Annotated in this window: 22 protein-coding genes; 14 read left to right on the plus strand and 8 right to left on the minus strand. The window is 66.0% G+C overall.

All coding sequences use genetic code 11. The features are described from left to right. Nucleotides 1-88: 88 nt before the first annotated feature. Nucleotides 89-1,228, minus strand: a complete 1,140-nt coding sequence (gene mnmA, locus V7Q53_RS20395; RefSeq protein ID WP_333830676.1) for a tRNA 2-thiouridine(34) synthase MnmA — start codon at nucleotides 1,226-1,228, stop codon at nucleotides 89-91. Between the two features lie 149 nt (nucleotides 1,229-1,377). On the opposite strand from mnmA, the gene sciP reads away from it, so the two are divergent. The 5 genes from sciP to V7Q53_RS20420 all read left to right on the plus strand — a co-directional run bounded on the left by sciP (nucleotide 1,378) and on the right by V7Q53_RS20420 (nucleotide 7,015). Further along, the gene (gene sciP / locus V7Q53_RS20400) at nucleotides 1,378-1,656 is read left to right on the plus strand and encodes a CtrA inhibitor SciP (protein ID WP_333830677.1); all 279 of its coding nucleotides are present in this window, start codon (nucleotides 1,378-1,380) and stop codon (nucleotides 1,654-1,656) included. Nucleotides 1,657-1,765: 109 nt separating this feature from the next. Next, a complete protein-coding gene (ctrA, locus tag V7Q53_RS20405; RefSeq protein ID WP_333830678.1) occupies nucleotides 1,766-2,479 on the plus strand; it encodes a response regulator transcription factor CtrA in 714 nt (237 codons plus the stop codon). 119 nt (nucleotides 2,480-2,598) lie between these two features. Next, nucleotides 2,599-4,713: an NAD-dependent DNA ligase LigA gene (gene ligA, locus V7Q53_RS20410; protein ID WP_333830679.1), complete on the plus strand. Its 2,115-nt coding sequence runs from the start codon at nucleotides 2,599-2,601 to the stop codon at nucleotides 4,711-4,713. Continuing rightward, on the plus strand, nucleotides 4,710-6,800 hold the full coding sequence (recG, locus tag V7Q53_RS20415; RefSeq protein ID WP_333830680.1) for an ATP-dependent DNA helicase RecG: 2,091 nt from the start codon (nucleotides 4,710-4,712) through the stop codon (nucleotides 6,798-6,800). Before ligA ends, recG begins: the two co-directional genes overlap by 4 nt. Before the next feature lie 89 nt (nucleotides 6,801-6,889). Continuing rightward, a complete protein-coding gene (locus V7Q53_RS20420) occupies nucleotides 6,890-7,015 on the plus strand; it encodes a hypothetical protein (protein WP_333830681.1) in 126 nt (41 codons plus the stop codon). A 266-nt stretch (nucleotides 7,016-7,281) separates the two neighbouring features. On the opposite strand, the gene V7Q53_RS20425 is transcribed toward V7Q53_RS20420, so the two are convergent. From V7Q53_RS20425 to fsa, 4 genes are read right to left on the minus strand one after another with little or no spacing between them, the layout of a single operon-like run. Then, nucleotides 7,282-7,977 (minus strand): CDP-alcohol phosphatidyltransferase family protein, encoded by a 696-nt coding sequence (locus V7Q53_RS20425; protein ID WP_333830682.1) that lies wholly within the window; start codon nucleotides 7,975-7,977, stop codon nucleotides 7,282-7,284. Between the two features lie 38 nt (nucleotides 7,978-8,015). Beyond that, entirely contained in the window at nucleotides 8,016-8,984 is a 969-nt protein-coding gene (locus V7Q53_RS20430; RefSeq protein ID WP_333830683.1) for a tyrosine recombinase XerC, read from the minus strand. After that, nucleotides 8,981-9,703, minus strand: coding sequence for a DUF484 family protein (locus V7Q53_RS20435; RefSeq protein WP_333830684.1), 723 nt, complete (start codon nucleotides 9,701-9,703; stop codon nucleotides 8,981-8,983). The genes V7Q53_RS20430 and V7Q53_RS20435 overlap by 4 nt, the downstream gene beginning before the upstream one ends. A 43-nt stretch (nucleotides 9,704-9,746) precedes the next feature. Beyond that, nucleotides 9,747-10,400: a fructose-6-phosphate aldolase gene (gene fsa, locus V7Q53_RS20440; protein ID WP_333830686.1), complete on the minus strand. Its 654-nt coding sequence runs from the start codon at nucleotides 10,398-10,400 to the stop codon at nucleotides 9,747-9,749. Nucleotides 10,401-10,485: 85 nt separating this feature from the next. Here fsa and V7Q53_RS20445 point away from each other — a divergent pair, with 85 nt between their 5' ends. The 4 genes from V7Q53_RS20445 (at nucleotide 10,486) to V7Q53_RS20460 (ending at nucleotide 15,031) form a co-directional block, all read left to right on the plus strand. Continuing rightward, the gene (locus tag V7Q53_RS20445) at nucleotides 10,486-12,681 is read left to right on the plus strand and encodes a primosomal protein N' (protein WP_333830687.1); all 2,196 of its coding nucleotides are present in this window, start codon (nucleotides 10,486-10,488) and stop codon (nucleotides 12,679-12,681) included. Between the two features lie 184 nt (nucleotides 12,682-12,865). Beyond that, entirely contained in the window at nucleotides 12,866-13,978 is a 1,113-nt protein-coding gene (locus V7Q53_RS20450) for a pyridoxal phosphate-dependent aminotransferase (protein ID WP_333830688.1), read from the plus strand. Between the two features lie 71 nt (nucleotides 13,979-14,049). Continuing rightward, nucleotides 14,050-14,433: a CopM family metallochaperone gene (gene copM, locus V7Q53_RS20455; RefSeq protein ID WP_333830689.1), complete on the plus strand. Its 384-nt coding sequence runs from the start codon at nucleotides 14,050-14,052 to the stop codon at nucleotides 14,431-14,433. Between the two features lie 112 nt (nucleotides 14,434-14,545). Beyond that, nucleotides 14,546-15,031, plus strand: a complete 486-nt coding sequence (locus V7Q53_RS20460; protein WP_333830690.1) for a PaaI family thioesterase — start codon at nucleotides 14,546-14,548, stop codon at nucleotides 15,029-15,031. 30 nt (nucleotides 15,032-15,061) lie between these two features. Here the strand turns inward: V7Q53_RS20460 and V7Q53_RS20465 are convergent, their stop codons facing one another. Beyond that, a complete protein-coding gene (locus V7Q53_RS20465; RefSeq protein WP_333830692.1) occupies nucleotides 15,062-15,982 on the minus strand; it encodes a universal stress protein in 921 nt (306 codons plus the stop codon). A gap of 56 nt (nucleotides 15,983-16,038) precedes the next feature. After that, on the minus strand, nucleotides 16,039-17,019 hold the full coding sequence (locus tag V7Q53_RS20470; RefSeq protein ID WP_333830694.1) for a Hint domain-containing protein: 981 nt from the start codon (nucleotides 17,017-17,019) through the stop codon (nucleotides 16,039-16,041). Between the two features lie 142 nt (nucleotides 17,020-17,161). On the opposite strand from V7Q53_RS20470, the gene V7Q53_RS20475 reads away from it, so the two are divergent. Beyond that, nucleotides 17,162-17,941, plus strand: coding sequence for an SDR family oxidoreductase (locus tag V7Q53_RS20475; RefSeq protein ID WP_333830695.1), 780 nt, complete (start codon nucleotides 17,162-17,164; stop codon nucleotides 17,939-17,941). Nucleotides 17,942-18,031: 90 nt separating this feature from the next. On the opposite strand, the gene V7Q53_RS20480 is transcribed toward V7Q53_RS20475, so the two are convergent. Beyond that, a complete protein-coding gene (locus V7Q53_RS20480) occupies nucleotides 18,032-18,385 on the minus strand; it encodes a helix-turn-helix transcriptional regulator (RefSeq protein ID WP_333830697.1) in 354 nt (117 codons plus the stop codon). A 170-nt stretch (nucleotides 18,386-18,555) separates the two neighbouring features. On the opposite strand from V7Q53_RS20480, the gene V7Q53_RS20485 reads away from it, so the two are divergent. From V7Q53_RS20485 to V7Q53_RS20500, 4 genes are all read left to right on the plus strand, one after another. After that, the gene (locus V7Q53_RS20485) at nucleotides 18,556-18,813 is read left to right on the plus strand and encodes a twin-arginine translocase TatA/TatE family subunit (protein ID WP_333830698.1); all 258 of its coding nucleotides are present in this window, start codon (nucleotides 18,556-18,558) and stop codon (nucleotides 18,811-18,813) included. A 102-nt stretch (nucleotides 18,814-18,915) separates the two neighbouring features. Continuing rightward, a complete protein-coding gene (gene tatB / locus V7Q53_RS23445; RefSeq protein WP_442954459.1) occupies nucleotides 18,916-19,677 on the plus strand; it encodes a Sec-independent protein translocase protein TatB in 762 nt (253 codons plus the stop codon). Between the two features lie 17 nt (nucleotides 19,678-19,694). Next, nucleotides 19,695-20,564, plus strand: coding sequence for a twin-arginine translocase subunit TatC (tatC, locus tag V7Q53_RS20495; RefSeq protein WP_333830699.1), 870 nt, complete (start codon nucleotides 19,695-19,697; stop codon nucleotides 20,562-20,564). Nucleotides 20,565-20,575: 11 nt separating this feature from the next. Beyond that, nucleotides 20,576-21,403 (plus strand): ATP-binding protein, encoded by an 828-nt coding sequence (locus V7Q53_RS20500; RefSeq protein WP_442954460.1) that lies wholly within the window; start codon nucleotides 20,576-20,578, stop codon nucleotides 21,401-21,403. Nucleotides 21,404-21,479: the final 76 nt, after the last annotated feature.

Genomic DNA, 21,479 nt, shown 5'->3' on the forward strand with positions numbered 1-21,479 from the left:
CTTCATCTTGCCGGAAATACGCCCGGGGGGTGAATTTGGCGCAGCCAAAGAGGGGGGCGGGAAGCCCCCCTTCGGCCTCAGAACGCGCTCAGTAGCCGCGCCAGATCCAGCCGCCGCCAAAGACCCTTGTGCCGTCGGGGGCGTAGAAGACACAGGCCTGTCCGGGGCTGACACCCTCTTCCGGGGTCAGCAACTCAATCTCGGCGGTGGTGGGGCCGGTGGGCCGCACGATTGCTTCAGCCGGCAGTCGGGTGGAGCGGATGCGCACCCCCAGCGACCATTCGGCACGGCTGTCAAAGGGCACATCCCCCAGCCAGTTGATCTCGCGCACCGGGACAATCCGGGTGGAAAGCGCCTCTTTCGGGCCGACGACAACATGGCGCTTGTCCGGGTCCAGCCGCACCACATAAAGCGGGTCCGCCAGCCCGCCGATCCCCAGCCCGCGCCGCTGGCCGATGGTGTAATGGATCACGCCGCGATGCGTGCCCAGCACGGTGCCGTCCATATCGACAATTTCCCCCGGATCGGCCGCGCCGGGGCGCAGCTTTTCGATCACGGCGGCGTAATTGCCCCCCGGCACGAAGCAGATATCCTGGCTGTCGGGCTTGTCGGCCACCGCCAGCCCATGTTTCAGGGCCAGCGCCCGGGTTTCCGCCTTCGAGGTCAGATGCCCCAGCGGAAAACGCAGGTATTCCAGTTGCTCCGGCGTGGTCGAGAACAGGAAATACGACTGATCGCGCGCCGGGTCGGCGGCCATATGCAGTTCCGGCCCCTGTGCGCCCATGGCGCGCTGGATGTAATGGCCGGTCGCCATGCAATCCGCCTCGAGATCGCGCGCGGTTTCCAGCAGGTCTCGGAATTTCACGCGCTCGTTGCAGCGGATGCAGGGCACCGGCGTCGCCCCCGCCAGATAGGCATCGGCAAATTCCTCGATCACCGCCTCACGGAAGGTGTTTTCGTAATCGAGCACATAATGCGGAAAATTCAATGTTTCTGCCACACGGCGCGCATCATGGATGTCGCGCCCCGCACAGCAGGCACCTTTCTTCGCCAGCGCCGCACCGTGGTCATAAAGCTGGAGCGTGACGCCGATCACGTCATAGCCCTGACTGGCCAGTTCCGCCGCAACAACAGAGGAATCCACGCCGCCTGACATGGCGACGACCACGCGGGTTTGCGCGGGTGGCTTGGCAAAGCCGAGGGAATTCACGCCGATATCGCGTGCCATGGGGACTCCGGGTTTCGGGGACGGGCAGATTTGCAACGAAATATAGGAAAAAGCCCCGCACTCTCAACCCCTGAAGTCCGCCCTTTTCAACCGCCCGTTAAGCCACGATTGCGAGTCTTGCACCCGGGATGATGGAAAGGGTGAAAATCATGTATCTGAAGAAAATCGACGGCCTGCGCGCCGTGACGTTGCCGGACGGCTCAATTCTCAGCCGGGCAGACCTGCCGCCGGTCTCCATCCGGCGCTGGGTTGCCAGCCGCAAGGCCGTGGTGGTGCAGGCGGTTGAACACGGGCTGATCTCGCGCGATGAGGTGCTGGAGCGGTATGATCTGACGGAAGAAGAGCTTGAATCGTGGTGCCGGGCGATCCAGGTGCACGGGATTCAGGCGCTGAAGGTCACCGCTTTGCAAAAATTTAGACAGCATTAATTGTCGACTTTTTTGGCGCATATGTGTTTTGCTCAGCAGATAGTAACCGACCGTTAATGATTATTGGACAGTGTCGGAATCGATCAAGGTTAATGTGGAGTTCCGGCCTATGCGTGTCCTGCTTGTCGAAGACGATCCGACCACCTCGCGCAGCATCGAGTTGATGCTGACGCACGCCAATTTCAACGTCTATTGCACCGATATGGGGGAGGAGGCGGTCGAGCTCGGCAAACTTTATGATTATGATCTTATCCTGCTGGATCTTGATCTGCCGGATATGACCGGGCTCGATGTGCTGCGCCAGATCCGTCTGGCGCGGATTGACACGCCGATCCTGATCCTCACGGGCGAGGACAGCACCGATGCCAAGCTCAAGGGCTTTGGCGGCGGTGCCGATGATTATCTGACCAAGCCGTTTCACCGTGATGAGCTGGTGGCGCGCATTCACGCAATCATCCGGCGCAGTCAGGGCCATGCGCAATCGGTCATCCATACCGGCCAGATCACGGTCAATCTGGATGCCAAGACAGTTGAGGCGAACGGGAAATCGGTGCATCTGACGGGCAAGGAGTACCAGATGCTGGAGCTTCTGAGCCTGCGCAAGGGAACCACCCTGACCAAGGAGATGTTCCTTAATCATCTCTACGGCGGCATGGACGAGCCCGAACTGAAGATCATTGATGTTTTCATCTGCAAGCTTCGCAAGAAACTGGCCGAGGCGACGCTGGGGGATAATTACATCGAAACGGTGTGGGGCCGGGGCTATGTTCTGCGTGATCCCGCCAGTCCGCAGGTCCGCGCACCCAAGGCCATCAGCGCCTGACGGCAAAGGTTCCGTTCCCGCGCAATGCCCCGGCGCCCGCAAAGTTGGTGCTGGACCTTGGGACCGCGCGCCCCTATCACGGGGTCATCTTGCGGGTTCACTGTATGGCTGAGGGGCAGATGGCACAGGGTCGTCCGATCACGGCTTTGACCGAGGCAGAGGCCTCGGCGGAACTTGATCGCCTTGCGGCTGAAATCGCCGAGGCTGATCGCGCCTATCACCAAAGGGACGCACCCGAGATTTCGGATGCGGATTATGATGCGCTCAAGCACCGCAATGCCGCAATAGAGGCGCGGTTTCCCCATCTCAAGCGCGCCGACAGCCCCAGCGAGCGGGTAGGGGCCACCCCGGCCGAAGGGTTTGGCAAGATCCGCCATTCGGTGCGCATGCTCTCGCTGGCCAATGCTTTTTCCGCCGACGATGTCGCCGAATTTGACACGCGGATGCGCAAATACCTCGGGCTTGCCCCGGACGCCCCCCTTGCTTGCACGGCGGAACCCAAGATCGACGGCGTCTCGCTCTCGCTGCGCTATGAGAATGGCGTGCTGATCCATGCCGCCACGCGTGGCGATGGCGAAACCGGCGAGGATGTCACGGCCAACGCCCGGGTGATTGCCGATATCCCGGCCCGGCTGGAAGAGGCGCCCGCCCTGCTGGAGGTGCGTGGCGAGGTCTACATGCGCCACGCGGATTTTCAGGCGCTGAACGCGCGGGCGGGCGAAGGCGGCGGGCGCACCTTTGCCAACCCGCGCAATGCCGCCGCCGGATCGCTGCGCCAGCTGGACGCAGAGATCACCCGCACCCGTCCGCTGAGCTTTTTTGCCTATGGCTGGGGGGCGCTGTCTGCGCCGCTCGCCGATACGCAAAGCGGCAGCATCGACCGGCTTGCCGCTCTTGGGTTCCGCACCAACCCCTTGACCCGGCTGTGCGACGGGGTCGATGCCCTGCTGGCGCATTACCGTGAGATCGAGGTGCAGCGCCCCGGGCTGGGCTATGATATCGACGGGGTCGTCTACAAGGTGAACGATCTGGCGCTTCAGGCGCGCCTCGGGTTCCGCTCGACCACACCGCGCTGGGCCATCGCGCATAAATTCGCCGCTGAGACCGCCTGGACCCGGCTGGAGGCGATCGACATTCAGGTCGGCCGCACCGGCGCGCTGTCGCCGGTGGCGCGGCTGGTGCCGATCAATGTGGGCGGCGTGCTGGTCTCGAACGCGACGCTGCATAATGAGGACTATATCCAGGGCCGCGATTCGCGCGGCCAGCCCATCCGCGAGGGGCGCGATATCCGGGTGGGCGACTGGGTGCAGGTGTACCGCGCGGGCGATGTGATCCCCAAGATTGCCGATGTCGATCTGTCGCGCCGCCCCGACGGTGCCGAACCCTATGCCTTTCCGCAAACCTGCCCTGAATGCGGCTCGCCCGCCGTGCGTGAGCCCGGCGATTCGGCGCGCCGCTGCACCGGCGGGCTGATCTGCCCGGCACAGGCGGTTGAGCGGTTGCGCCATTTCGTTTCGCGCAACGCCTTTGACATCGAGGGGCTGGGCGCCAGGCAGATCGAGGCGTTTTTCAATGATGATCAATTGCCGATCCGCGAACCCGCCGATATTTTCACGCTTCAGGCGCGCGATGAGGGGAACTTTAGCAAGCTGAAAAACCGCTCTGGCTGGGGTGAAACCTCGGTGCGCAACCTGTTCCGCGCGATTGACGAACGCCGCCGCATCCCGCTGCACCGGCTGCTTTTCGCGCTGGGCATCCGCCATGTTGGGGAAACCGCCGCCACGACCCTTGCGCAGCATTTCGGCACGTGGGCCGCGTTCGAGGCCTGTGTCACCGGCCCCGCAGAAGATGCGCTGGCGGAGCTGACCAATATCAACGGCGTCGGCCCGGTCATGGCGCAGTCGCTGATTGACGCTTTCGCCAACACCGCTGAGCGCGCGGCCATTGATACGCTGGCGGGGCATCTGGAGATTCTGGATGCCGAGGTGCTTGAGGTGGAAAACAGCCCCGTCACTGGCCTGACGCTGGTTTTCACCGGCACACTGACCCGCATGACCCGCGCCGAGGCCAAGGCGCGGGCTGAGGCGCTGGGGGCAAAGGTGGCGGGTTCGGTGTCGGCGAAAACCGATATTCTGGTGGCGGGCGAGGGGGCGGGCTCCAAGGCCACCAAGGCCGAGGCACTGGGCGTGCGCGTCATTGACGAGGATGCCTGGCTGGCGCTGATCGGCGCATGAGCGGGCGCCCGGAATCGCTGTTTCCGTTGTTCGGGGAACTGGCCGGGCTCAAGGGCGTCGGCCGCAAGACTGTCCGGCATTACACCGCTCTGGGCATCGAGACGCCGCGCGATCTGGCGTTCCTGCTGCCGCATTCCGGCGTAAACCGCAGGCTGCGGGCCACGATCCGCGATGTTCAGGCGCCGGATGTTGTGACCGTTGAGGTGGAGGTCGGCAATCACCTGCCGCCACGCCAGCGCGGGCGGCCTTACCGCATTCTGGTGCGCGATTCGCAGCAGGAGTTCATGCTGGTCTTTTTCCATGCCCGGGGCGAATATCTGCAAACCCTGTTGCCCACCGGCCAGCGGCGGCTGGTGTCGGGCAAGGTGGAGCTGTTCGATTCGATCGCGCAAATGGTTCACCCTGATCATGTGCTGCGGCCGGAAGAGGCCGATACCCTGCCGTTCTATGAGCCGATCTATCCGCTTTCTGCCGGGCTGACCCAGCGCGCCGTGCAGCGCTCGGTCACCGCGGCGTTGGAGCGGTGCCCCGATCTGGCGGAGTGGATTGACCCGCGGCTCAAGGCGCAGATGGGCTGGCCGGACTGGAAGGCGGCGGTTCATCAGGTGCATGCCCCGCAATCGGCGGCTGATCTGGCCAACACGCATCCGGCGCGGCAGCGGCTTGCTTATGATGAGCTGTTGGCGCATCAGCTGACGCTGGCGCTGGCGCGCGCTGAGCGCAAGCGCGCTGCGGGGGTTGAGACACGGGGTGACGGGCGGCTGGTGAGCAAGGTTCTGGGGGCGCTGCCTTTCGCGCCGACCGGGGCGCAGCAGCGCGCCATTGCCGAAATCACCGCCGATATGGCCAGCGCGCAGCGGATGAACCGGCTTTTGCAGGGCGATGTCGGTTCCGGCAAGACACTGGTGGCGATGGCCGCCCTGCTGACGGCGGCCGAGGCCGGGGGGCAGGGCGTGCTGATGGCACCGACCGAGATATTGGCACGCCAGCATTTCGAGGGGCTGGCACCGATGGCGGCCAGCGCCGGGGTGCGTATTGAGCTGCTGACCGGGCGCGACAAGGGGCGTGAGCGGGCGCGCAAGCTGGGGGATCTGGCGGGCGGGCAGATCGACATTCTGATCGGCACCCACGCGGTGTTCCAGAAAGACGTGGCGTTCAGCGACCTGCGGCTGGCGGTGATCGACGAGCAGCACCGCTTCGGCGTCGCGCAGCGCATGGCACTGGGCGAAAAGGGGGCGCGGGCGCATGTGCTGGTGATGACCGCCACGCCCATCCCGCGCAGTCTGGCACTGGCGCAATATGGCGATATGGACCTGTCGCTGCTGGATGAAAAGCCGCCGGGGCGGGTGCCGGTGGTGACATCGCTCGCCTCGACCGAGCGGCTGGATGAGGTGGTGGCCCATCTGGCGCGCGCGGTGGCGGAGGGGCGGCAATGCTACTGGGTCTGCCCGCTGGTCGAGGAAAGCGAATCGGTCACGCTGACCGCCGCGCAATCGCGCTTCGAGACATTGCGCGCCGCGCTGGGGGAGGGGGTTGTGGGGCTGGTGCATGGCCAGCTTCCCCCCGCCGAGAAAGACGCGGCGATGGCGGATTTTGTCGCCGCGCGCACACGGGTTCTGGTGGCGACCACGGTGATCGAGGTGGGGGTGAATGTGCCCAACGCCACCATCATGGTGATTGAGCGGGCCGAAAGCTTCGGGCTGGCGCAGCTGCACCAGTTGCGCGGGCGTGTGGGGCGGGGCAGCGGGGCCTCGACCTGCCTGTTGCTCTATGATCCGCCGCTGGGCGAGGCGGCGGCGCGCAGGCTCAAGCTGATGCGCGACACGGAGGACGGCTTTCGCATCGCCGAGGAAGATCTGGCGATGCGGGGTTCGGGCGATGTGATCGGCACCGCGCAATCGGGCCTGCCGCGCTTCCGGCTCGCGGATATCGAGCGGCAGGCGAACCTGATGGCCATCGCCCAGAGCGATGCGCGCAAGCTGCTGGCCGATGACCCGCAGCTTCTTTCACCGCGCGGGCAGGCGGCGCGGGTGCTGCTGTGGCTGATGGAGCGCGACAAGGCGATACGGCTGATCCGGGTGGGGTGACCCTTTTTGTTCTCCTTTGTTCTCATAAAGTTCTTGCGTTCTTATGCGAGATGTGAGAACAAAGGGTCAACAGAGAGCGGAGAACAGCGATGTATGACAACCAACGCCACCCTTTCCGGAACAGCGAGCGTGCCGCGCTCATCGCCGATGCCCTCGGCGCGATGGCACTCTTCGTATTGCTTCTTGCAGCGCTGCATCTGCCTGTGTTTGCCTGATCTGCCCGATTTACTGCCTGCCTCGCGGTCTGGCCCGGCACCACGCCTGTCCCGGTGCCGAAGGTCATGAACGACCCCAACCAGACACGCTACTGACCGCCGCATCGCAGGATGCGGCGGTTTTTTTATCCCGTTGGCAGGATGCTGGTTTTGCTGGCAGATCCGGGCACTGCCGGTGAAAGCGCGGGCCCAACTGCTTCCCGCTCTCATGTCTTGCTCAGGCAGATGCGGAAAACCGCGCCCCCGCTTCCCGTTCTGAGGGCGGCTTACGCTGTCTTGCGTTCGGTCAGTTGCTGGATGGCGCCGATGACCAGCAGATAGACGCTGCTTGCGATCAGGCCCCATGTCACCAGTTGTGGCTGGTCGAAATCAGCCCAGGCTGCCCAGGCCGCCAGCACCGTCCAGACAATGGCAACCGGCAGCGACACGCGGCGCCAGCGCACGGTCCGCACCGGGTGAATGAACTTCACCTGCCGGAACATCGTGACTGCCAGCACACCGACCAGCACCAGAATCACCCAGAAATCCGGGCGGGTGGCGAAGATCACAACCGCCACCATATTCCAGCAGGCGGGAAAGCCAGAGAAGGAATAGTCGGCTGTTTTCATGCGCGTATCGGCAAAATAGAGGACGCTGGCGAAGGTGATGATGATAATCGCGATCCAGCCGGCCCAGCCGGGAAGCAGGCCCGAGTTGAACAGCGCGAAAGCCGGAATGAAAACATAGGTGAGGTAATCGATGATCAGATCCAGCAAAACGCCGTCGATGATCGGGGCCTTTGATTTCACATGATAGCGCCGGGCCAGCGGGCCATCGACGCCGTCAACGATGAAGGCCACCACCAGCCACAGGAACATCAGGCTCCATTCGGCATCGACGGCGGCCAGCATGGCCAGCATGGAAAAAACCGCGCCGGTGGCGGTGAAAAGATGGACGGAATAGGCGCGCCAAGTTTCATACATCAGGTGTTTTTCGCGCAGTTGGGACCGGGGCGCAACCGCTACTTTGCGTCCGCAGCAGCGGTGGTATGGGCGCGCGGATGGGCAGCGCGGTAGACATCCATCATCCGCGCCGTATCGACGCCGGTATAGATCTGGGTGGTCGAAAGCGAGGCATGGCCCAGCAGCTCCTGAATCGCGCGCAGATCGCCGCCCGCGCCCAGCAGATGCGTGGCAAAGGAATGGCGCAGCGCATGCGGGGTCGCCGTCGCGGGCAGGCCAAGGCGCAGGCGCACCCCCTCCATCGCGCGGGCAATCAGGCGCGGGTTCAGCGCACCGCCGCGCGCGCCGCGGAACAGCGGGCCGTCGGCCTCCAGCTCATAGGGGCAGAGCCGCGCATAGGTGGCGACCGCGCTGGCCGCGACCGGGATCACCGGCACCAGCCGTTCCTTGCCGCCCTTGCCGGTGATGTGCAGACTGTCCGCCATGCGGGCATGCCGCCCGGTCAGCCCAAGCGCCTCTGAGATACGCAGGCCGCAGCCGTAGAGCAGCGTCACCACGGCAATGTCGCGGGCGCGCTGCCAGTCACTTTCCTTGTCGTCGCTGACGCATTCCAGCACCGCGCGGGCATCACTTTCCGACAGGGGGCGGGGCAGGGGGCGGCTGAAACGCGGGCCGCGCGCGGCCAGAATGACCGAGGGGTCATAGCCCGGCTCACGCTCAGCCAGCCAGCGGGCGAAACTTTTCAGCGATGACAGCCCCCGCGCAACCGAGCGCGCGGCCCTGCCTTGCGCGCGGGCCTGCGCCATCCAGCTCCGCAGATCGGTCTGGGTGACAAGGCGCAGTTGCGCCAGCCCCGCAGCCTCGCCGTGGTGCCGCGCGAGAAAGTCCAGAAAGCCCGCGACATCGCTGCAATAGGCCCGGATCGTATGCGGCGAGGCATCGGCCAGCCCGCGCAGCCCCGCCAGCCAGTCAGACAGGGCCTGGCGCAGCGCCGGGCTGATCGCCAGCCCCGCACCGGCCTCTGTCATGACAGCCAGCGGCGCAACACGCGCTCGAACACGCCGGTGAAGAAGGTCAGAAGGTCGGTGCCCTGCCCGGATTTGAAGCGATGCGGGTCTTCCGAGCCCATGGCAAGCATCGCCGCCAGCCGCCCCGGCCCCAGATCAAGGCGCATCAGCGCTTCCGAGCGCAGATCGCCCGCGCGCCGGGCATAGGGGCTGCCCTCAGCCGGGATGCCCTGACGCAGCACGATCGGGCGGGGCGGGGCGTTGCGCCCCAGACTCATGTAGCTGTCCACGAAACCCGGCGCGCGCACTTTCAGCACGTCATCCAGCCTGCCCAATGTGCCGCTTTCGCCGCGCTCAGGGCTTTCCAGCACCAGCCGCAGGCAATCCACCCGCAGGATATCGGCCACCTCACCGCCCAGCACGACCACAAAATCCTCGAACCGTTCGGCATCGAGCATCCGGATCAGGGCGCGGTGAATCTGGTTGGTGGACGACAGGTTTTCATAGGCGGCGGCGATGACGGCGCGGTGGGTCTCCTCCAGCCGCTCCATCCGCGCTTCCAGCCGGTCCATCGCCATGGCGCGCAGATCGACGACATTGCCGCCCATCGCGCGCTCGGATGCCGTGACAAGGGCGCGCATGATGACCGGATCATCCAGCACAAGGCCCGGATCCGCCAGCACACGTGCGCGCCATTCTTCCTGTTCGCCCGCCTGTTTCACGGGTCCGGTGACTGCCATCTCTGCCCCGATCTTGTTGTCGCTTTTGCGATCTTATATCAGATCAGAGAATTTTCTGACCGGTTTTTTCCCAGTCCTTCATGAACTGTGCCAGCCCCGCATCGGTAAGCGGGTGCTGCGCCAGCTTGCGGATCACCTCGGGCGGGGCGGTCATCACATCGGCACCCGCAAGGGCCGCCTGCGTGACATGGTTCACCGTGCGCACCGAGGCGGCAAGGATCTGGGTTTCATAGCCGTAATTGTCATAGATCTGGCGGATATCGGCGATCAGGTCCATGCCGTCGATATTGATGTCATCCAGCCGGCCGATAAAGGGGCTGATGAAGGTCGCGCCCGCCTTGGCCGCCAGCAGCGCCTGATTGGCGCTGAAGCACAGCGTGACATTGACCATCTTGCCTTCGCCCGACAGCACCTTGCAGGCTTTCAGCCCGTCCCAGGTCAGCGGCAGCTTGACGGTGATATTGGGCGCGATCTCGGCCAGTTTGCGGCCTTCGGCGATCATGGCATCGGCATCCAGCGCAACCACTTCGGCTGAAACCGGGCCTTCAACGATCCCGCAGATCTCGCGCGTGACCTCGATGATGTCGCGGCCTGATTTCAGGATAAGCGACGGATTGGTTGTCACGCCGTCGACCATGCCAAGGTCGTTCAACTCGCGGATCGCCGTGACATCGGCAGTATCGACAAAGAATTTCATCGCGCTCTCTTCGGGTTGCGGAAGGGTATAGGCAGCGTCATACCGTATGCGACACCCGCCCGAAACCCCTTTGCCATCGCCTCGCATGGATTTGCCCGAAGATCACCACTTTCCCCCCGATGCACCGCTCGCCGTGCTGACCACCCAGCCGCTGGACCGGGTGCTGGATTACCGTGCACCCGAAGGCGGCGCGCGGATCGGCGATTTTGTCGAGGTGCCACTGGGGCCGCGCAAGGTGCTGGGCGTGGTCTGGGGCCCGGCTGAAAGCAACCTGCCCCCCGCCCGCCTGCGCCCGGTTGAGCGGGTGCTGGATGTGCCGCCGATGCGCGATGAGCTGCGCGCCTTTGTTGCGCGCGCGGCGGATTACACGCTGACCCCGCGCTCGCTGATGCTGTTCCTTGCCACCCGCGCGCCGGGCCTGTTTCAAGGGCAGGCGATGCGACGGGTCTACTTGCCGGGCGATGCCCCGCCCGAGCGGATGACCGATGCCCGCGCCCGGGTGCTGGCGGTGATGAAGGGCTATGGCGGCGCGGCGCTGACCCTCAGTGAGATCACGCGCGCCGCCGGGGTCTCGGCGGGCGTGGTGCAGACCATGGCAAAGCAAGGTGCCCTGATCGAGGCCGAGACACCGCGCGACACCCCCTATCCGCGCCTTGACCCCGCGCGCCCCGGCAAGGATCTGTCACCTGATCAGGCCGAGGCGGCGGCGCGCCTTTGCGCCGGGCAGGGCGCATTCGGGGTGACGCTGCTGAAGGGCGTCACGGGTTCGGGCAAGACCGAAGTGTATCTTGAGGCCGTGGCGGAATGCCTGCGCAAGGGGCGGCAGGCGCTGGTCCTCCTGCCCGAGATCGCCCTGACCGCCGGTTTCATCGAGCGGGTCGAGGCCCGGTTCGGCGCGCGCCCCGCCGAATGGCACTCCGGCGTCACCATGACCGAGCGACGGCGCCTGTGGCGGATGGTGGGTCAGGGCGGCGCGCAGATGGTGGTGGGCGCGCGTTCGGCGCTGTTTCTGCCCTACCGCGATCTGGGGCTGATCGTCGTCGATGAGGAACATGACAGCAGCTACAAGCAGGAAGACGGCGTGCTGTACAACGCCCGCGATATGGCGGTGCTGCGCGCCTCGCTGGCGGGCGCGCAGGTGGTGCTGGCCTCGGCCACCCCGGCGCTGGAAACCTGGGTGAATGCCGAGACCGGGAAATACGCGCGCCTTGACCTGCATGCCCGCTTCGGCGTCGCGGAACTGCCCGACATGCGGGCGATCGACCTGCGCGCCGAGGATGTGCCCTCGGGGCGCTGGGTCTCACCGACGCTGCAGGCGGCCGTTGAGGCGCGGCTTCAGGCCGGGGAGCAGTCGCTTCTGTTCCTCAACCGGCGCGGCTATGCGCCGGTCACCACCTGCCGGGCCTGCGGGCATCAGGTGCAGTGCCATCAATGCGATGCGCGGATGGTCGAACACAGGTTTCAGAAACGGCTGATGTGCCACCAGTGCGGGGCGACCGCGCCGATCCCGACAGCCTGCCCCAGTTGCGGTGTCGAGGGGCGGATGCATGCGGTGGGGCCGGGGGTGGAACGGCTGGATGAAGAAGCCCGCGCGCTCTTTCCGCAGGCGCGGGTGGCGGTGCTGTCCTCGGATCTCTTCGCCTCGGCCCGCGCGCTCAAGGCACAGATCGAGGCGATTGCGGCGGGGGAGGCGGATATCATCATCGGCACCCAGCTTGTCGCCAAGGGCCACAACTTTCCGCTGCTGACACTGGTGGGGGTGATCGACGCCGATCTGGGGCTGCATGGCTCTGACCTGCGTGCGGCAGAGCGAACGTTTCAGCTGATGCGGCAGGTGGCAGGCCGGGCGGGGCGGGCGGAACGGCCGGGGCTGGCGCTGCTGCAGACCCACCAGCCCGACCACCCGGTGATCCGCGCGATCCTTTCGGGCGACGAGGAAGGCTTCTGGCGCGCCGAGGCCGAGGAGCGGCGGGCCCTGGGCATGCCCCCCTACGGGCGGCTGGCCGGGGTGATCCTGTCCTCGCCCAAAGCCGAGGAACTGTTCGCCTATGCCGACGCCCTCGCCGCGCGCGCCGAGCCGCTGTTGCGCATCGGCGCGCAGCTTTTCGGCCCGGCCCCGGCGCCGGTCGCGCGTGTCCGGGGGCGGCACCGGGTGCGCATGCTGATCAAGGCGGCAAAGGGTGTGCCCCTGCAGGCTGCCATCACCCAATGGACCGCGCAGCTCAAACCGCCGCATGACCTGCGTGTCGCGATCGATATTGACCCGCAGAGCTTCTGGTAAGGGCGGAAAGGGGGCTTTGCCCCCCGCGCGTGCCGCGCTCCCCCAGGATATTTTTGAACAGATGAAACGGGGCGCGGTTTTTTCATTCATCTGTTCAAAAATATCCTGGGGGGTGAATTGGCGCAGCCAGGAGGGGGGCAAAGCCCCCCTTGCCGCCTGTCGCGGTTTGCGCCAAACATCGGGCATGGAGACACCCCGCTATACCCGCCTCGTCCAGTCGCTGCCCGCCTCGGTGCCCTTCGTCGGCCCCGAGACCCAGATCCGCGCGCGCGGCGCCGATTTTGTCGCGCGGCTGGGAGCGAATGAGAACGGCTTTGGCCCTTCCGCCCTGGCCATTGCAGCCATGCAGCGCGCCGCCTCCGATATCTGGAAATACGGCGATGCCGAAAGCCATGATCTGAAAGCCGCGCTGGCGGCCGAACTGGGCGTGACGCCCGCGCATCTGGTGGTCGGCGAGGGGATCGACGGGCTTCTGGGGTATCTTGTCCGGCTGATGGTGGAGCCCGGCGATGCGATTGTCACCTCGGACGGGGCTTATCCCACCTTCAACTACCATGTCGCGGGCTTTGGCGGCGTCCTGCACAAGGTGCCCTATCTGGGCGATCACGAAGACCCTGCCGCGCTGGTCGCGCGGGCGCGCGAGACCGGGGCGAAGCTGGTCTATCTGGCCAATCCTGACAATCCGATGGGCAGCTGGCATCCGGCCCCGGTGATCGAGGCGATGGTGGCGGCGCTGCCCGAGGGCACGCTTCTGGTGCTCGATGAGGCCTATATCGAATTCGCCCCTGAGGGCACTGCACCCGTCATTGCTGCCGATGACCCGAGGGTGATCCGTTTGCGGACGTTTTCCAAGGTTTACGGGCTGGCGGGCGCGCGGGTGGGCTATGCCCTTGCTGCGCCCGGCCTGATTGCGGCCTTTGACAAGGTGCGCAACCATTTCGGCATGAACCGCGCCGCGCAGGCCGGGGCGCTCGCGGCGCTGGCGGACCGCGACTGGCTGGCGCAGACCGTGGCGAAGGTTGCCGCCGCGCGCGACAGTCTGAGCCGCATCGCCACCGACAACGGCCTCAGAGCGCTGCCGTCGGCCACCAATTTCGTCGCCATCGACTGCGGCGACGACGGCGATTTCGCGCGCCGTGTTCTGGCGGGGATTGTGGCGCGCGGGGTTTTCATCCGCATGCCCTTTGTCGCGCCGCAGGACCGCTGCATCCGCATCAGCACCGGGCCGCAGGATGAGATCGCGCATTTCGCCCGCGCCCTGCCCGAGGCCTTGGCCGAGGCACGCACCCAAGGGTAACGCGCGCGTGATTTGCCTTCCCCTTGCTGGAAGCCGCGATCCTGTCTGATCTGTCAACAACGGAGGCTGATATGCGTGTTTTTCTGGCGGGTCTGTTCGGTGTGGCGCTTCTGGCCGGGGGCCTGACCCTTCCGGCGCCGCAGGCGATGGCGCAGCATGCCCATGGTAGTTCTCATGATCACGCGGCGGCGGAGGAAGCCGGCCTGCCCGCCTCGACGCGCGAATACCGGGCGATCAATGACTGGATGCATGGCGCGATGGACATCGACTATACCGGCGATGCCGATGTCGATTTCATGCGCGGCATGATCCCGCATCATCAGGCGGCGGTGGAGATGGCGCTTGTGGTGCTGGAGCATGGTACAGACCCCGAGGTGCGCGCGCTGGCCGAGGCGATTATTGCGGCCCAGAATGACGAGATCGCGCTGATGCAGCGCTGGCTTGAAAGCCGCTGAGGGGGGCCGGACGGTCGGGTGACGCGGCGTTTTCGGCGCAGGTTCCGGCTTGGAGCGCCCGTCGCTGCGCGCTAGGCTGCCGGCCTGTGCACCGCGTCAGGAGAGACCGCCCATGCCCGAACAATATGTCGCCCGCCGCCCGGCTGACCTTCCCGGCCCGGAGGAGGTCAGCGCCCTGTCCGGGCTTGAATACATGCGCGCCATTCTTGAGGGGCGCATGGCCGGGGCGCCGATTGCGGGGGTGATGGATTTCTATCTGCATAGCGTGGAGGAGGGGCGGGTGGCCTTTCGCGGGCGCCCGGCTTTTGAACATCTGAACCCGATGGGCGGTGTGCATGGCGGCTGGTACGGGACGCTTCTGGACTCGGCGCTGGGTTGTGCGGTGGCGACGACCCTGCCCAAGGGGCGGGTTTACACGACGCTGGAATACAAGGTGAATATCACCCGCGCCCTGAAACCCGGCACGCTGATCGAGGCCGAGGCGCGGGTCACGCATGCCGGGCGCACCACCGGCGTGGCCGAAGGCTGGCTGCGCGGTGTCGAGGATGGCAAGCTATACGCGACCGGCTCGACCACCTGCATCATCATGGGAGCGTGAGGGCGCGCTCCGGCGGGGCCGCGCTGCCGCTCAGTCCGGCTTGGCGACCAGCAGATCGGTGGGCGGCGCGCGCATCAGGTCGCGCGCGTATTTGCCAAGCTGTGCAGGGTTGCGCCCGGAATGGGTGCCGATGCAGACTAGATCGGCCTGCAACTCGTTCTGGCGGAAGGCGAGGATCTCATGCACCCCGCCCGGCACAATCTCGGGCGGTTCGGCAAAGTCGGGCAGGCCGGGAAGGGCAAGGAACGCCGCACGCAGCTGTTCGGCGCGGGTGATCGCGGTATCGGTGGCGGCATCGCCGGGGCTGAAACGCGCACCCAGCGGCAATTGCAGCGCGTGAATGGCATGAAAGTTGGCCGATGGGGCGATGCGCGCGGCGATGCGCAGGGCCGCGGCTGAGGCGGGCGAGAAATCGGTGGGGGCCAGCACGCGGCGGTAGGTATCGCGTGGGCGTTTGTGGGCGATCAGCACCGGCATGGTGGCATCGAGCGTGATGCGCTCCATCGTGGTCAGGCGCAAAAGGTCCAGCACCCGGCGCTCACGGTGCAGGCCCAGCACCAGCAGCAGCGCGTTCTCTTCTTCCGACAATTCACAAAGCGCTGTGTTCACCGGGCCCGGCAACAGCCGTACTTCGACACGTGGCCCAAGCTGGCGGGCCAGTGTGTGCAGTTTCTTTTCGGCGTTGACCGGCTTGCGCGGGCGCATCAGCAGGCCGCGCCCCAGCTTTGCCAGCGCGCCGGGGGCTTCGGCGACAGTATCGGCAGTAACATCGACAGCGACAGCATCGCCCGCCGCGACGGCAGGTTCAGCATTCTCGGCCGGAAGTTCGGCAACCGCGTGGGCCAGAACCAGCCGGGCTTCCAGAACCCGCGCGATCAGCGCTGCGCGCTCCGGCACATGGGCAGAGCGCTGGGTAAAGTCGGTGGCGGCGACAATGGCGGGCGTGGGCATGGGACATCCTTGGTCGGGTCAGCCCTGAGAACCGGCGGCGGAGCGGGGCTGGGTGGCTAAGGCACGAAAGGGCTGGCCAATATTGCGCCAGTATGCAGGCGCTGTTCAAGCCCCGGGAAATTGCGTCGGAGATCCTCCGCCAATGGCGCGGGAAGGTGGGTTACGGTTTCGGGGCAGACCAGCAGGCTTTCACAGGGCACACCCTCGGCATAGATGATCTCGTGGCGGTCAAAGACAAGGCTGAAATACTCAATGAATCCACCTTCTTCCTGAATGATCCTGCGGCCATCGACCAGATGGCGCGCCTGAACCAGCAGTTCGGCCATGCCAGCAAGCGGCCGGGCCTCGCGCCGGTAGAGGAACAGCCGGTGGTAGGGGCTGACAACCAGCGGGGCCGGGTTGCCCATGACACCCGCCCGGATGGTCACCGGCGCGAAGCTGCCCGTGGCGCGCAACCGCACCGCGCCTTTCCAGCGCAGAAGCTGCGCGCCATGGTCGCGGGTGATCACCTGCTGGCCGGGCATCAGCGCCTCGACCGGCAGTTGCCGCCCGTCCTGCAGCGCGATGCATGTGCCGCGCGCGAAAGCGCCGGTGACCAGACCGGCCAGCCGCAGCGGGCCGGGGTTTTCGTTGGCGGCGATCAGCGTATAGCTTTGGCGCGGGCGCAGCGGTGACAGGGGCAGGGCAAGGCGGCCGGTGCGCGGGCCTTCCAGCACCAGCACCTCGACCAGATCACCATCGGGGGCCATCAGCGACAGGCTGCCGCACAATGTGACCGGGTCGCCGGGCCGGCCAAGCGCCGAGCCCGCGCCGATGCGGGCGGCGCTGTCATCGGCAGGGGCGAGCTGTAGCATCAGCGTGGCGGGGCGGGCGTCATCGGCCAGCCGGTAGTAGTCACCCGCGATACTGTCCGAGGGCAGTGGCAGCGCATCCCCTGCATTCGCGCCCGACAGGACGCGCAAAGCATCGGCGGCAAAAACCGGGACGGCATGCACCCCGCCCGCCGCTTGCGTGCCTTCTGGCTTGGCGCGGTCCATGGCTGCTTGTGTTCCTGATGATCTTCCGGGCTCATCCTCCGGGAAGGCATGGTAGATTGCGCGCGAAGGGGCGTCAATTGCACCCGCCGGTGGGCGATGCTAGGTCTGAGCGAACGGGAAAATCATCGGGGAGACGGAAGCGATGGATCTGGGAATCAAAGGCAAGCGCGCACTGGTCTGCGCCTCAAGCAAGGGTCTGGGACTGGGCTGCGCGCAGGCGCTGGCTGAAGCGGGCGTGGATCTGGTGATGAATGCGCGGGGCAGCGAGGCGCTGGAAGCCGCCGCCGCGCAGATCCGTTCTGATTATGGCGTGAATGTCACCGCTGTTGCCGCCGACATCACCACCGCGGAAGGCCGCGCGCAGGTGCTGGAGGCCGCAGGGCAGGTGGATATCCTGGTCACCAACGCAGGCGGCCCGCCCCCGGGCATGTGGCATGACTGGGAGCGCGCGGATTTCATCAAGGCGCTGGATGCCAATATGCTGACCCCGATCGCGCTGATGAAGGCGCTGCTGCCGGGGATGATGGAGCGTGGCTGGGGCCGGGTGGTCAACATCACCTCGCAATCGGTGAAATCGCCGATTGCAATGCTGGGCCTGTCGAACGCGGCGCGGGCCGGGCTGACCGGCTATGTCGCGGGCACCGCGCGGCAGGTTGCGGCCAAGGGCGTGACGATCAACAATCTGCTGCCCGGTATCCATGACACCGACCGCGCCACCTCGCTGGATGGCAGTGCGGCCAAGGCTCAGGGCACCACGCCCGAGGATGTGCGCCGCGCGCGCGAAGCCTCCATTCCGGCGCGGCGCTACGGCACGGCCGAAGAATTTGGCGCGGCCTGTGCGTTTCTGTGCAGCAAGCATGGCGGGTTCATCGTCGGGCAGAACCTGCTGCTGGACGGCGGCGCGACGAACGCGACGCTCTGAGGGCGGAAAGGGCAGAAGGGGGCGTTGCCCCCTCTGGCCTGCGGCCATTCACCCCCGCGTATTTCCGGCAAGATGAAGGGGAAGGGTCGCTCAGGGAGGGGTCACACCCGCCTGGGGCAGCAATGTGGCGATCTTGTAGAGCAGGCTGCGCGCGGGTTTGCTGCGCGGGTGGGCGGGGGTGTCGGCCATGGCGCTCAGCGCCTCGACCAGCGCCTCCAGCTCTTCGGGGGTCAGCACGGTGGGCGGCAGCACCAGCGGCGCGCGCAGAATATAGCCCATCCCGCGCTCACCCTCCACGGGCAGGCCGGTTTCAGCCATGATCGCCATATCGCGCCAGATCGTCCGGGTGGAAACCCCCATCACCTGCGCCAGTTCGGCGGCGGTACGCAGTTTTCCGTCGCGCATGAGCTGCACAAGGTCATAGAGGCGCTGATCGCGTTTCATGGCCGTCTCCCGCCGGGGTCCAACTGACAAAATACTGTCAGGAGACTGTCTGCGCCAGCCCCTGAACGGTGGATTCGGGCTTTGATCCCTGCGCGCGGGGTCATAAACAAGGATAGAACAATCCCGGGACGCGCCGCTTTCACGCGTGCCTCTGACGTCAGGAGACATCCATGGTCACCACAAATATGGTTGCGCCGCTTTTCATCAATAACGCCGGTCCCTGGGGCCTGCTGCTGATTGCAGTTGTCGTGCTGGTCCTGTTTGGCCGCGGCAAGATCGCCGGTCTGATGGGCGAAGTCGGCAAGGGCATCACGGCCTTCAAGAAGGGCGTGAAAGACAGCTCGGAAGAGATCGAGAACAAGAACGACGATCTCGGCGCCGAAGCCGCGCGCGATGTCACGCCCACGCGCGACCGCGACAACGTCTGACATTTTCCGCGCCGCCCCTTGCTGCGCTTGCAGCCTGAGCGGGTGCGCGCGGATCACCGGGGCCCGCCGGCTGTGCAGGCCTGAGCGGGCGGAGAGCATGCAATGCTGGATATCGGCTGGACCGAACTTCTGATCATCGGCGTGGTGGCGCTGATTGTGGTGGGCCCCAAGGACCTGCCAAAGATGTTCCGTACCCTGGGGCAGGTGACCGGCAAGGCCCGCTCCATGGCGCGGGAGTTTCAGCGCGCGATGGATGCCGCCGCCGATGAAACCGGCGTCAAGGACATGGCGCGCGATCTGCGCGACACGGCCTCGGGCCGGAAGTTCAAGGATGAGATGGGCCTTGACGGGCTTGACCGCGATCTGCGCTCGATGGGGCGGCCGGATCAGTGGGGCAGCGAGAACAAGAAGCCCGGAGCGGGAAAGCCCATGACGGCAGCGCAGCGCAAGGCGCAGGACAGCGCCGCCGCGCAGGGCGAGGATGATGACGACGAGGCCATGGCCGCCGAGCATGATGCAGGGCTGGCTGCGCGCAACAGCAAGACAACGGCGCTGGATGCCGAGCGGATGAAAGCGGCCGACCGGGCCGCCGCCGCGCGCCGCAAGGCCGCCGAAATCCGCGCCCGGCGTGCGGCAGAGGGCGGGAGTGCGGCGGGGACAGAAACGGCGCCTGCGGCGGCGGAGCCTGCACCCCGGACGGCAACGGGTGCGGCACCCCGAACCGGCACTGGCAGGCCCGCAACCGCAACGCCGGCGGCTGCTGCCCCCGATGGCGCGGCACCTGATGGCGGGGCGGCGACCCCGGCCGCACCGAAAGCCCGCAAGTCACGCCGCGCGGCACCCGGCCCCGAAGCAGAAACCTGACAGTTCAAGGCCGCAGCATGCCCGCCCAAACCAAGAAAAATGACGCGATCGAAGACAGTTCGGCCCCGCTGATCGAGCATCTGGCCGAACTGCGCTCGCGCATCATCAAGTCGATCCTCGCCTTTCTGGTGGGGATGATGATCAGTTTCAGCGTCTGGAACCCGATCTTCAACTTCCTGACCCAGCCGCTGTGCGATGCGCTGCTTGCGCGCGGGCAGGAGTGCAACCTGATCCTGATCCAGTTGCAGGAAGGCTTCTTTGTCGCGGTGCGTATCGCCATGCTGGGCGGCTTTGTTCTGGCCTTTCCGGTGATCGCCACGCAGATGTGGCGCTTTGTGGCGCCGGGGCTGTACCGTTCGGAAAAGGGCGCGTTCCTGCCCTTTCTGGTCGCCTCGCCGGGGATGTTCTTTCTGGGCGCGGCATTCGCGTTCTACATCGTCACGCCGCTGGCCTTCACCTTCTTTCTGGGCTTCCAGCAGCCCGGCGTGCTGACCGGCGAGCTGCCGGCTGATCTGGCCGCCGGGGAAAACCCGCTGGCCCGCGTGGGCATCGCCTTTCAGGGCTCGGTCAATGAGTATCTCTCGCTGACCACGCGCTTCATCGTGGCCTTTGGCCTGTGTTTTCAGTTGCCTGTCCTGCTGACGCTGATGGGCAAGGCGGGGCTGGTCTCGGCGGTCGGGCTGCGCGCGGGGCGCAAATGGGCGGTGGTGGGTATCCTGACCCTTGCGGCCTTTGTCACGCCGCCGGATGTGATCACGCAGATCATTCTTTTCGTCGCGGTCTACGGGCTTTACGAGATTTCAATCTGGCTTGTGGCAAGGGTAGAGCGCAAGCGCAACGAAGAGCTGCGCGCTGAAGGTATCCTTGACGAGGACGAAGAGATTTGACCGATCCCCTGATGACCCGGATTGCCGAGGCGCTGGAACGACTGAGCCCGCCCCCGTCCCCCACGCCTGATTTCAGCAGCGCGGACGCCTTCATCTGGCACACCCGGCCTGACCGGCTGGAGCCCGTGGCGCAGGTCAGCCGTGTGGCGCTGGACCTGCTGCTGGGCGTGGACCGCGCGCGCGATATCCTTCTGGAAAACACGATGCAGTTCGCCTGCGGCTACGGGGCGAACAATGCCCTGCTGTGGGGGGCGCGGGGGATGGGGAAATCCTCGCTGGTGAAGGCCGTGCATGCCGCCGTGCTGGCCGAGGGGCTGGCCTGCAAGCTGGTGGAGATCCAGCGCGAGGATCTGCCCTCGGTCGGGCGGTTGCTGAGCCATCTGCGCAGTGCGCCGGAAACGCGCTTTGTGCTGTTCTGCGACGATCTGTCGTTCAGTCATGATGACACGCATTACAAATCGCTCAAGGCGGTTCTGGATGGCGGGATCGAGGGGCGGCCGGAGAATGTGATTCTCTATGCCACGTCAAACCGCCGCCACCTGATGCCGCGCGACATGATCGAAAATGAGCGTTCGACGGCGATCAGCCCGTCGGAGGCCGTTGAGGAAAAGGTTTCCCTGTCAGACCGGTTCGGCCTCTGGCTCGGCTTCCATCCCTGCACGCAGGATGAGTATCTGGCGATCATCGACGGGTATTGCCGGGCGCATGAGATCGTGTTGCCCGCAGAACAGTTGCGGGCCGAGGCGATTGAGTGGCAGGCGACGCGCGGCGCGCGGTCGGGGCGCGTGGCGTGGCAGTTTTTCTGTGATCTGGCCGGGCGGATGGGCCGGGCGGTCTGAGCATGCTCTGAAACTGTCGGGACACTGCCCGATCCGGGGTTTTCCGGGCTGGTGTTTGTTTCGGGGGGGTGCGGGG

It is taken from the genome of Pararhodobacter sp. (assembly GCF_036802785.1).
Lineage (GTDB): Bacteria > Pseudomonadota > Alphaproteobacteria > Rhodobacterales > Rhodobacteraceae > Pararhodobacter.